Genomic DNA, 10,773 nt, shown 5'->3' with positions numbered 1-10,773 from the left:
AATTACTGTCTTATAGGACTCCCAAAAGTCTGTGTAAGCAACCGCGCATTGTCGGTAAACACCTGGTCGGCCTGTCCCAAAGTTTTTTGGCTGATTGACGACTCCTATCTCCTAAATAGGGTTTGCGGCAAAAAGCGATCGCACTTTCCCCATCTAGCGCGATCACCCCTAATCCGAGATTTGAACTATTGCTTCTGCTCTCCTATAAATACTCAATAGACATCTCCAAAAATTTATAAGTCAGTCACAGCAAGGAAGAGAGGCAGATTAGACCAATAGTCAAAATTAGCTCTCAAAACCGATTAATCAGGGTTTGAAGAGACAAAATCCAATTTTGACGGAAAACTATGGCTAATTATAACGTCAATTACTTCCCCTGATTCCTCCCATTCTATTACTTCTAAAATTAGCGCACTAATTCTCAACCTTACTAAGCCACAAACGGTAAGTAAAACCGATTTATATCGACTTTTATTTAATCTAAATCTTTCTTGAACTACTTTAAATATTTTGACAACTCGAATTAAATGCTCAACAAAAATTCGCCGAGATGATAAAACTTTATTCTCTTTAATTTGATTCTCGGTTAATTCTCCATTCTTAGGTTTTTTATCAGGAGTTCTGATTTGATTTTCTCCTAGGTAAGCTTTATCTCCAATAAAAGTTTGTTGAGAATCGAATTTGCTTAAAGTTTGCCGACAGATTTTTATGTCGCTCGTCGGACCAGGTTGACCAATAACTACATCAACAATATCTTCAGCTTTTGGCAAGACAATAAATTGACTTTTTAAAGTATGTCTTCTTTGCTTTCCCGAATAATATATTTTTTGTTCTTGATAATCGGTCGGCCTCTCCACGGGCTGTTCTGCGCTATCGACAATCAACTCATAATCCCTTAATTGTTCAATTATTATTTCCTCTTCTTGGCACTTCTTTATTTGTTCTAACAAACTTGGCGGTAACTCTCCTTCAAAAAGTTTTTGCCAATAGGTAAAGATATTATGAGCCGTTGATTCACTCACTTGAAACATTAGTCCTAAGATTTGAAAGCTTAGATGATGTCTTAAATAAACCAACATTAGAACAATTTGTTCCCATAGCTGATAATTTAGGAGGTGTTCCGCTTCCTGGTTGATTAATCCTAATTTTGGTTTTTTCGATTTCTGATTGTTTTTTCCGATGTATAAGTTTTCCAAGTGCCATCAGTTGTTCTAGTTGTTGGCAGTCAATTCCCAATAGTCTTTTAGTTTGTTTCGGATATTTTTGAATGTATTCCCAAGTGTAGTTTTTCATGGCTTTTTTTGAGTCAATATTTGTTTTATTATATCCTATTATTGTGATTTAATTAAATTATGGAGAGGTCTAATCCAGTCCTACATCTTGTCAGGAATCAGCATTGATATTAGCTTGTGCTGTAGGAACAATAGTTTTGTTATCTCGCATTACTCTTATCAAAAATCGTAATGCTTCGTTAACCGCATCAGCAGTAGGAAACATTTCTGCGACATCAGGCTCCAACAGCACAGTGACTCCACCAAAGCTTTTTCTTCCAGAGCCTAACTTTCTAACTCGGAGGCGGTTCAAGTCATACTCTGTCCGTAAATCATCTTCTATGTCTGGCTCATCCCTCTTCATAAGCTTCTCGTTCGGTTCGCGTTACTTCTCTGGCACTGATGAGTCTAACTGAATCTTCCCTTTCAGTATAGGATACAATTAACAATCGCCCTCGATCTGACTCGCCAACAATAAGGTATCGTTCTTCGCTCTCAGAATGATCTGGATCATAGAAGTCAACATAGAGAGGATCATCAAAAACAGTTTTTGCTTCCTCAAATGAAACTCCGTGCTTCGATAGATTCCTTGCTGCCTTGTTTTTGTCCCAGTCAAACTGCATGAAAATATTGTATCAGCAATTTTTTCTTATAACCACAAGTACGGGAGCGTCAATTTTACTTAATTCCTCCACACTCCTATCATTATCACCAAAAAGCGATCGCACTTTCTCCATCTAGCGCGATCGCTGTCAATTTAAGGCTAGATTTGCCAGTTTTCTACTTTAGTTTGCGCTTGATAATTGAACCCGCACCTAAAGCGCCAAGGGCGAGTAAGCCTAAAACTGAAGCAGGTTCGGGAACCTTTTCCCTTGGTACATCGTGGATGAGATTATCAAATCCTATCCCTGCTGGATCAGTGTTATAAATAGAGATGCCAGCAATCTCCTTGATTCCGCTCGTCTGTTTGAAGGCATAGGAAGTATTAGCTAAGCCAGAGAGTGTAATAGTGTCTATTAGAGAGCCATCACGCTTGAAGAAATTAACAGTGGCAGAACCACCATCACCGCCTATTAAATCAAAGCCAAATTCTGACTGGTCAAAATCAAACAGAACCGCAAAAGACCCTTCACCAATTGCATCGAAGCCCGGGAATCCCTTCGGACCAAGACCGGTGAGAACTTGAGAAGTATTATAGGTCCAAACATTGAGATTCTGATTGGCGGCACCAACTTGTAAAGCCAGCGGTCCCGTCGGGAGACCTGACAGAATATCAGAGTCCCCGCTGAAGGAGAGTGACTGACCAACGAAGCGTTCAGCAAAATCTGCCCCATTAGACTCGAAGATAGCATTATAGTTAGTACCTGGAGCAGTACCGCCCGCTACATCATCAAAGGTAATCAAACCTGTTCCTGTTAGTGTACCAGGAGCTACTTGCATGATTGCTGCTTCTACTTTAGAAATGACCAAACTACAAGCAGATATAGCTGCAAAAGCAGTAGCAGTTGACAGCTTTTTGATCGCAGTCGAAGTTTTGATTTTCATAAATTTTCCTCAAAATAAATGATTATCCTGACTATCTCCTAGAAGCAGCTAATCTCTTAACCTTGGCAATTATTGGAAATAGTTCGTTATTTCAAAATTGCCAATTCTTCAATTCGAGGTTAGTTTCTGCTTCCAAGAACAAGTCAGAATACAAGCCATTTTACCCCCCTCCCCTCCGATTTTGCCAACTCTAATCGACGAAATTTACAATAATTTACATTATTTATTGAGAAAAAAATGGGTAAATTTGTCTAACTTTATTGAGAAAAAAATGGGTAAATTTGTCTAACTTTATTGAGAAAAAATTGGGTAGATTTATCTCATTTCAACCATCGATGTGAATAATGTAGATAGATTCAGAAACCTTCATGAGAGCTAAAATCCGTTTTTGGAGAAGATTAAGACCCGTCATTTCCGTCGAAGCCCTCTCGATGAAAATAGAGTCTAATCCCACTGATAGCAGCTAATCATCGGGCCCTCGCAGCCGCGTTTGGGACTGCCATCATCGAGACTAGGGAGAACAGGGCAAGCGCATCTCTAAAAAATCCCCATCACCTCACCATGCGTTTCCGACAAATTTTTATGCTGTTATTACATGACCAGCAATATTTTGTAACAATCTATACTATCTTTCCCGTTGAAGACTGTAAATTTAAGTTAATTGCTTCGGTGATAACCCTAAAATAAAGTGATCTTTCTAGCCCAGATGACTAAAAACCGCCCCTATCTATCGACTCCTCAAAACTGTTATGCTTCTAGAAAAAATCTCTTAGACAAAAACTATTGCTAAATCTCTGTAGATGGACAAGCAAAAGCGATCAAGAGATAAAAATAGTTACAGCATCCTTACTCAATCAACAGTTACTTTAAAGAAATTTTCTCGGTTATCACCGCGGTCAGTTAGGGGAAGTCATGAGAATTTTTCACCGTTTCATCACCTTTGTTTAGTTTCTAATCACGATTTATTGGACCATGAGTAAACTTTCTAGACGTAGATTTATCTTTGCTGCCGGGGCAACTGCCGTAGGAACGGCAATTCTCCACGGTTGCACCACTCCCAATAATACCGCCACCAGTCCCTCCCCCGCCGGTAGTCCTGCCGCTTCCCCCGTTGCGGGTGGAGAAACTCCCGAAGTCACCACCGCTAAACTAGGTTTTATTGCCCTCACCGACGCTGCCCCCTTAATTATCGCCAAAGAAAAAGGTTTATTCGCTAAACACGGGATGCCCGATGTGCAAGTGATGAAACAAGCCTCTTGGGCTGCCACCCGGGATAACCTAGAATTAGGTTCGGCGGGTAACGGTATCGATGGGGCGCATATTTTATCCCCCATGCCCTACCTAATGACCTTGGGCAAAATCACCAAACAGCCCGTACCGATGTATATCCTGGCGCGTTTGAATACCAACGGTCAAGCGATATCGATCTCCAAATCCCACGCGGATTTAAAACTCGACCTCGACAGTTCTAAACTCAAAGAAACCCTCACCAAAGCGAAATCTGCCGGCAAAGAAATGAAGGCTGCCGTCACCTTTCCAGGGGGCAACCACGACCTGTTCATGCGTTACTGGCTATCTGCGGGCGGCATCGATCCCAATAATGACATCTCCCTCATCGTCGTTCCCCCGCCGCAGATGGTGGCCAATATGAAAGTCGGCACCATGGACGCGTTCTGTGTCGGCGAACCGTGGAACGCCCAAATCGTCTCCAAAAGCCTCGGGTACACTGCCCTGATCACTGGAGAATTCTGGAAAGACCATCCCGAAAAAGCCTTCGCTTTACGCGCCGATTGGGTGGACAAAAATCCCAAAGCGGCAAAAGCTTTAACCATGGCTGTTCTGGAAGCGCAACAATGGTGCAATGATCCCGCTAATGTTAAGGAAATGTGCGAGATCATTGCAGGACGGGAATGGCTGAAAATTGACCCCGCCGATATCTTGGGAAGAATGCAAGGTAATATCGATTTCGGTGATGGTCGCAAAATCGAAAATAGCCCCTTAGCCATGAAATTCTGGCGCGATAACGCTTCCTATCCCTACAAGAGTCATGATACTTGGTTTGTGACTGAAGACATCCGTTGGGGCTATATTCCCGCCGATACGGACATCAAAGCTTTAGTTGATAAAGTTAACCGGGAAGATATCTGGAGAGAAGCCGCCACAGCCCTCAATGTTCCGGCCGATCAAATTCCTACTTCTACCTCCCGCGGCGTGGAAACATTCTTCGATGGTGTGAAATTTGATCCCGAAAATCCCCAAGCCTACCTCGATTCCCTCAAGATCAAAAAGATTTAAATCAGTGAGCATTAATCAGTAATCAGTAATCAGTTAAAGATGATTTTCTGACAACTGTTAATTAATAACTGATAACTAAAATTCTTGCGGATCAAGCCAAGAGCAATGCTGATCACTGAACCACTGATAACTCAACCACTGATAACTGATAACTGATAACTGATAACTGATTATGGCTGTTTCTATTTCTCGTCGTTCTCAAGGTCCGAAATGGGTAAAAGACCTGCAAAAAAAATTACCCAAACTAGCAACTTCGGCTATTGCTTTATTAATTTTTCTCCTCATCTGGCAAATACTCTGTTTTAGTCCCGATGCCCCCCTTCCTAGTCCCACCAAAGTGGTTAGCGATACCTGGGAATTAATTATTAATCCCTTTTTCAATAATGGTGGCACGGATGTGGGGTTATTCTGGCAAATTTTCGCTAGTTTACAACGGGTGGCCGTCGGTTTTACCCTAGCGGCTATTGTTGGCATCGCTGCGGGTATTTTAATCGGTAGCAACGCCCTAATTTATGATGCGATCGATCCGATTTTCCAAATCCTGCGTACCGTTCCCCCCCTAGCTTGGCTACCCATCTCCCTAGCGGCTTTTCGCAATAACGAACCTAGTGCCATATTTGTAATTTTTATTACAGCAATTTGGCCAATTATTATTAATACAGCCGTGGGAGTACAACAGGTTCCCCAAGACTATAAAAACGTCTCTAGAGTGCTGAAATTATCCAAAGTTGAATACTTTTTCAATATTCTTTTTCCCGCCACCGTTCCCTACGTTTTCACTGGATTAAGAATCGGTATCGGTTTATCTTGGTTGGCGATTGTAGCGGCAGAAATGCTGATCGGTGGCGTGGGAATTGGCTTCTTTATCTGGGATGCTTGGAATAGTTCCATGATCAGTGAAATTATCCTAGCCCTGATTTATGTGGGTATTGTTGGGTTCTTACTCGATCGCCTCATGGCCTACATCGCTAAATTAGTTGTACCCGAAGAAAATAAATAGGGTTTGCGGCAAAAAGTTTTTCGGTGGGGGCAGGGTGTGGGGTGTGGGGAGCTTTTTAAGTAAACAGTCAACTAAAAACTCACATCTGATAACTCACATCTGATAACTCACATCTGATAACTGATAACTGATAACTGATAACTGATAACTGATAACTGATAACTGAAAATGTCTGCATTTATTGAAGTCGATCACATTGATAAGGTTTTCCCTCTCCCTGATGGCCGTCAATATATCGCCCTAAAAAATATCGATCTCAGCGTTACTAAAGGGGAATTTATCTCTTTAATCGGTCACTCCGGTTGTGGGAAATCCACCCTCTTAAATATGGTCGCCGGACTCGATCGCCCCACGGTGGGGGGGGTGATTTTAGAGGGAAGAGAAATTAAAGACCCCGGTCCCGATCGCATGGTGGTCTTCCAGAATTATTCTCTGCTGCCTTGGTTAACCGTCCGGGAAAATATCGCCCTAGGAGTTAACCGTGTGCTGCGTCATCTGCCGGCCGCTGAACGCAAAAGTGTCATCGAACATAGTATCGATATGGTACACCTGCGCCATGCGGCCAACAAACGACCGGGAGAATTATCGGGAGGCATGAAACAACGGGTAGCGATCGCCCGCGCTTTAGCCCTACGGCCAAAAGTCCTGCTACTCGATGAACCCTTTGGGGCGCTGGATGCGTTAACCAGAGGCAATTTACAGGAACGTTTGATGGAAATCGTCGAGGAAAGTCACGTTACCTGTATCATGGTCACGCACGATGTGGATGAGGCCCTATTACTATCCGATCGAGTGGTGATGTTAACCACCGGACCAGAGGCCCATATCGGTCAGATTCTCGATGTTCCCATTCCCAGGCCCCGGCATCGTTTGGAAGTGGTTAATCACCCCAGTTACTACTCCCTCCGTAACGAGATCGTTTATTTCCTCAACCAACAGAAGCGATCGAAGAAAGTCGGTCGACCAACCGGGCCGGTGACGGTTATAGCCAAGGCTCCTGGACTGAAAACCAATCCCACCATCGGTTTTATCCCCCTCACCGATTGCGCCCCGATTATTATCGCCCAAGAGAAAGGTTTCTTCGCCGAGGAAGGATTAGAGGGTGTTGTCCTGCAAAGGGAACCCAACTGGAAAGCGATCGCCCAAGGGGTAGCTACCGGTCGTCTCGATGCGGCCCAGATGGTGGCGGGAATGCCCCTCAGTATGACCATTGGCGCTGGCAATAAGCCCTCTGTCCCCGTGATTAGTGCTTTAGTACTCAGTCGCAACGGTAACGCCATCACCCTCAGCAATAAATACAGGGAATTGGGGGTAGAAAAACTGGGCGACTTAAAGGATGCCATCCTGCAAAGTCCCGACCAAATCGCCACTTTCGGCATGGTTCACCCCGCCTCCATGCACAATTTGCTGTTACGTTACTGGTTAGCTAGTGGCGACATCGATCCCGATAGTGATGTGAATTTAACCGTAATTCCGCCGCCTCAGATGGTTTCCCTGCTAAAAGCAGGTAAGATCGACGGTTATTGTGTGGGGGAACCCTGGAACTCCTACGCCGTTCAGGAAAAATTAGGCTACGTTATCGCCACCGATCTTGATATTTGGCCCGGACACCAGGAAAAAGTCCTCGGGGTCAAGGAAACTTGGGCGGCGAAACATCCCGAAACCCATATCGCCATGGTCAAAGCTTTAATTAAAGCCTGTGAATACTGCGATGATCGGCGTAATCGAGAAGAAATCGTTAATATTCTCAGTCAGTCCCAGTATGTGGGCGTGGATAGCGCAATTATCCGCCCCGGTTTCCTCGACGGTTACGATCGCGGTTTAGGAACTGCCCCCGAACCCCTATTCCGATTTAATCAGTTTTACGTCGATCAAGCTAACTGTCCGGGCCGGAGTGAGGCCCTATGGACCCTAACTCAGCTTGCCCGTTGGGGTTACGCGCCTTTCCCCCGCAACTGGGTGGAAGTGATTGAACGCGTCCGTCGTCCCGATCTGTTTGGCGAAGCTTGCAGGTTCCTGGGCATTCCCGATTTGGAACCCGATCGCCACAGTTTCGCCCTCTTTGATCATCTTATTTTCAATCCCGACGATCCGATCGGCTATCTGGAACGTTTTTCGATCCGTCGCGATTATCGCGTCTCGGAAGTTCTCCTCGATGATCCTGTCGCTAATTAATGGTTGTGGTGGGCAAAGCCCACCTTAAAATAAATCTAGGACGAATTATGCAAACTTTTACCGATAAGACCGTGAATTCCAGCACCACCACCCAGCCTTTTTTATTAGTTAGTAATGTTGCCAAAGAATACCCCACTCAAGCAGGGGTTTACACCGTTTTAGACGGTGTGGAGCTGCAAGTTAATGAGGGGGAATTTGTCTGCATTATCGGTCACTCCGGCTGCGGTAAATCGACCCTTTTAAATATGGTGGCGGGGTTTTCTTCTCCTAGTCGTGGGCAAGTGCTGCTACAGGACAAAGAGGTTAAGGAACCAGGACCAGACCGGATGATGGTATTCCAAAATTATTCGCTTTTGCCCTGGAAAACTGCCTTTGAGAACGTTTATATCGGGGTTAATTCGGTTTATCCCCAAAAAACTCAGGCTGAGAAGGTGAAGATCGTGGAAGAAAATCTATCCTTAGTGGGATTGACAGAAGCAGCCCAGAAAAAACCCCCCCAGTTATCGGGAGGCATGAAACAACGGGTTGCGATCGCCCGCGCCCTGGCCATTCGTCCCCAAGTCCTCATCCTCGATGAACCCTTTGGGGCCTTAGATGCGATCACCAAAGAGGAATTACAGGAAGAATTGCTGAAAATCTGGCAAGAACACCAGTTAACCGTGTTGATGATTACCCACGATATCGATGAGGCTTTGTTCTTGTGCGATCGCTTGGTGATGATGACCAACGGCCCGAGCGCTAAAATCGGTGAGGTGTTAAAGATGCCTTTTGCTCGTCCCCGGGTTCGTTCCCAAATCACCGAAGATCCCCGTTACTACGAACTCCGCAATGAAGCCCTCGATTTCCTCTACAATCGTTTTGCCCATTCGGAGGACCCCAACGAGGATGCCCCCGAAGAACCCCGCACAGAAAATCTCGTCGGTAAAATTGTTACTACTATTGGTGGCATAGCCTTACTCGCTTTTGTCGGTTTTAGTCTGATACAAATGTTCACTAGCAAGACTCCCAATACTACTAATCCCCCTACCATCGAGGCCCCCAAATAAGTATTATCAGTTATCAGTTATCAGTTATCAGTTATCAGTTATCAGTTATCAGTTATCAGTTATCAGTTATCAGTTATCAGTTATCAGTTATCAGTTATCAGTTATCAGTTATCAGTTATCAGATTTGAGTTTTAAGTGATACTAAATCCGCTGAGTATAGGCTACATATCAGGACAGGCAAAAGGCAGAAGGCAATAGGGAGAATGAATAATCAGTCTTTAATAACCGGATTTAGTATGACAGTATTAAATAGAAGTTTCCTACTGTCTTTTCACTGATTACTGATTACTGTTTACTGATCACTCTTAATTCCCCGAATATTTTCCGATTAATCTCTGGAGAGTTTATCAATGATTAAGATGTTCAAAGACCGATTTATCACCGATATCGTTGGGGAGAGGTTGGCTTAACTTTCTCAGAGCAAAGATAACGAATAAAGTCGCCCAGAGAATTAATAGCACCTTTTCCCAATTTAAGGGCAATATTCCCAAAAGATGACCGAGTAAAAGGGTGGGAACTAGAGGGGTTAAAAACTTGGTTTCTAGACGATTAAAACAAAAAGCTTCTTTGAAATAAATCCCCGTGAGACTAGCAAAAATAAAGCCGACACCGAATAAACTCACCGGATGGTTATAGACAAATTCTAGGGGAGAAAGGTGAGAATAGAGGCTGAAAATTAGGGAAGTAATCACCCCGATTAGCCAAAAAACTTGCAGGAGACGATGGAGGGGAATTAAATAAATATGGATAGTCAATAAACTGATGCCTAACCCCAGACAAAAACCAATGTATAAAAGGTTAGTCAGGGGCAATAATTGCGGTCGGGTGAGAACTATAATTGTAGCGACAGCGAAACTAAAAGCCGCTAAATTTAACCCCAGACGGTAGAGACGCACGCCTAGGCGATCGCTATCGGTAATTGTAAACTCTCCGAATTGACCTTGATAAACTCGATCGACAGTAGAGGAAGTCATAAGCTCTAAAGAAAAAGGGAAGCTTAGAAAAGATTGACTACAAATCATCGAAAATTTGGGTCTGAAACCCCGTAGTTCTGCGACGGCTTTACTGTTAAATATTAGCGCATTTACCAAATAGGGTCTGCTGAAAAAGTTTTTCGGTGGGGGTTGGGGGTTGGGGGTTGGGGGTTGGGGGTTGGGGGTTGGGGGATGGGTTTTACCGATTTTCAGGTGGTCAACTACCTAATTTTCAGGGAAAAAGTACCTGAATTTTCCCCCTGATCACTCCCAGGCCTGGTACTTTTTGATTGACAAAAAGTCTAAAAGTCTTACCCAACAAGGTTTTTAGATTTATTCAGCAGACCACAAATATATGCTAAAATGTGAGACATGGAAAAAGCCTATTCGTTTCGATTTTACCCCACACCAGAACAAGAGTCGCTATTGCGGCGCACTTTGGGCTGTGTAAGATTAGTTTACAACAA

At 43.9% G+C, this 10,773-nt stretch carries 11 protein-coding genes and 1 pseudogene; 5 read left to right on the top strand and 7 right to left on the bottom strand.

Annotated features, from left to right (window positions below; all coding sequences use genetic code 11):
• The 6 genes and pseudogenes from EWV84_RS02840 to EWV84_RS02815 form a co-directional block, all read right to left on the bottom strand.
• Positions 1-118 (bottom strand): annotated as a pseudogene (locus EWV84_RS02840) (IS1 family transposase); the annotation flags it as partial.
• A gap of 184 nt (positions 119-302) precedes the next feature.
• Positions 303-1,079 carry a transposase family protein gene (locus EWV84_RS02835; RefSeq protein ID WP_287076311.1) on the bottom strand — a complete coding sequence of 259 codons (777 nt, stop codon included), beginning with the start codon at positions 1,077-1,079 and terminating at the stop codon, positions 303-305.
• A complete protein-coding gene (locus EWV84_RS02830; protein ID WP_287076309.1) occupies positions 1,015-1,293 on the bottom strand; it encodes a hypothetical protein in 279 nt (92 codons plus the stop codon). Before EWV84_RS02830 ends, EWV84_RS02835 begins: the two co-directional genes overlap by 65 nt.
• A 90-nt stretch (positions 1,294-1,383) precedes the next feature.
• Complete coding sequence (locus EWV84_RS02825) at positions 1,384-1,635, bottom strand: hypothetical protein (protein WP_287076307.1); 252 nt, start codon at positions 1,633-1,635, stop codon at positions 1,384-1,386.
• Positions 1,622-1,894, bottom strand: a complete 273-nt coding sequence (locus tag EWV84_RS02820; RefSeq protein WP_287076305.1) for a BrnT family toxin — start codon at positions 1,892-1,894, stop codon at positions 1,622-1,624. Before EWV84_RS02820 ends, EWV84_RS02825 begins: the two co-directional genes overlap by 14 nt.
• Positions 1,895-2,051: 157 nt before the next feature.
• A complete protein-coding gene (locus EWV84_RS02815) occupies positions 2,052-2,816 on the bottom strand; it encodes a PEP-CTERM sorting domain-containing protein (protein ID WP_287076303.1) in 765 nt (254 codons plus the stop codon).
• A 972-nt stretch (positions 2,817-3,788) separates the two neighbouring features.
• Here EWV84_RS02815 and EWV84_RS02810 point away from each other — a divergent pair.
• The 4 genes from EWV84_RS02810 (at position 3,789) to EWV84_RS02795 (ending at position 9,332) form a co-directional block, all read left to right on the top strand.
• Entirely contained in the window at positions 3,789-5,111 is a 1,323-nt protein-coding gene (locus EWV84_RS02810; RefSeq protein ID WP_287076301.1) for a CmpA/NrtA family ABC transporter substrate-binding protein, read from the top strand.
• Between the two features lie 172 nt (positions 5,112-5,283).
• A complete protein-coding gene (gene ntrB, locus EWV84_RS02805; RefSeq protein ID WP_287076299.1) occupies positions 5,284-6,111 on the top strand; it encodes a nitrate ABC transporter permease in 828 nt (275 codons plus the stop codon).
• A gap of 168 nt (positions 6,112-6,279) precedes the next feature.
• Positions 6,280-8,286, top strand: a complete 2,007-nt coding sequence (locus tag EWV84_RS02800; protein WP_287076297.1) for an ABC transporter ATP-binding/substrate-binding protein — start codon at positions 6,280-6,282, stop codon at positions 8,284-8,286.
• 47 nt (positions 8,287-8,333) lie between these two features.
• Positions 8,334-9,332, top strand: coding sequence for a nitrate ABC transporter ATP-binding protein (locus tag EWV84_RS02795; protein ID WP_287076295.1), 999 nt, complete (start codon positions 8,334-8,336; stop codon positions 9,330-9,332).
• Between the two features lie 347 nt (positions 9,333-9,679).
• Here the strand turns inward: EWV84_RS02795 and EWV84_RS02790 are convergent, their stop codons facing one another.
• Positions 9,680-10,306, bottom strand: a complete 627-nt coding sequence (locus EWV84_RS02790) for a DUF2301 domain-containing membrane protein (RefSeq protein ID WP_287076293.1) — start codon at positions 10,304-10,306, stop codon at positions 9,680-9,682.
• 372 nt (positions 10,307-10,678) lie between these two features.
• Between EWV84_RS02790 and EWV84_RS02785 the strand changes: the two genes are divergently transcribed.
• Positions 10,679-10,773, top strand: a 95-nt coding sequence (locus tag EWV84_RS02785; RefSeq protein WP_185240746.1) for a helix-turn-helix domain-containing protein, incomplete at its 3' end; no start/stop codon positions are given.

This window comes from Microcystis sp. M_QC_C_20170808_M3Col (assembly GCF_007095505.1).
Lineage (GTDB): Bacteria > Cyanobacteriota > Cyanobacteriia > Cyanobacteriales > Microcystaceae > Microcystis.
The sequence above is the reverse complement of the archived record's forward strand: the minus strand, read 5'-3'. Positions and strand labels throughout refer to the sequence as shown.

Excerpts from the sequence above, each read along its gene's own strand:
- EWV84_RS02835 (WP_287076311.1), bottom strand. The coding sequence starts at position 1,079 with ATGTTGGTTTATTTAAGACATCATCTAAGCTTTCAAATCTTAGGACTA.
- EWV84_RS02830 (WP_287076309.1), bottom strand. The coding sequence starts at position 1,293 with ATGAAAAACTACACTTGGGAATACATTCAAAAATATCCGAAACAAACT.
- EWV84_RS02825 (WP_287076307.1), bottom strand. The coding sequence starts at position 1,635 with ATGAAGAGGGATGAGCCAGACATAGAAGATGATTTACGGACAGAGTAT.
- EWV84_RS02820 (WP_287076305.1), bottom strand. The coding sequence starts at position 1,894 with ATGCAGTTTGACTGGGACAAAAACAAGGCAGCAAGGAATCTATCGAAG.
- EWV84_RS02815 (WP_287076303.1), bottom strand. The coding sequence starts at position 2,816 with ATGAAAATCAAAACTTCGACTGCGATCAAAAAGCTGTCAACTGCTACT.
- EWV84_RS02810 (WP_287076301.1), top strand. The coding sequence starts at position 3,789 with ATGAGTAAACTTTCTAGACGTAGATTTATCTTTGCTGCCGGGGCAACT.
- ntrB (WP_287076299.1), top strand. The coding sequence starts at position 5,284 with ATGGCTGTTTCTATTTCTCGTCGTTCTCAAGGTCCGAAATGGGTAAAA.
- EWV84_RS02800 (WP_287076297.1), top strand. The coding sequence starts at position 6,280 with ATGTCTGCATTTATTGAAGTCGATCACATTGATAAGGTTTTCCCTCTC.
- EWV84_RS02795 (WP_287076295.1), top strand. The coding sequence starts at position 8,334 with ATGCAAACTTTTACCGATAAGACCGTGAATTCCAGCACCACCACCCAG.
- EWV84_RS02790 (WP_287076293.1), bottom strand. The coding sequence starts at position 10,306 with ATGACTTCCTCTACTGTCGATCGAGTTTATCAAGGTCAATTCGGAGAG.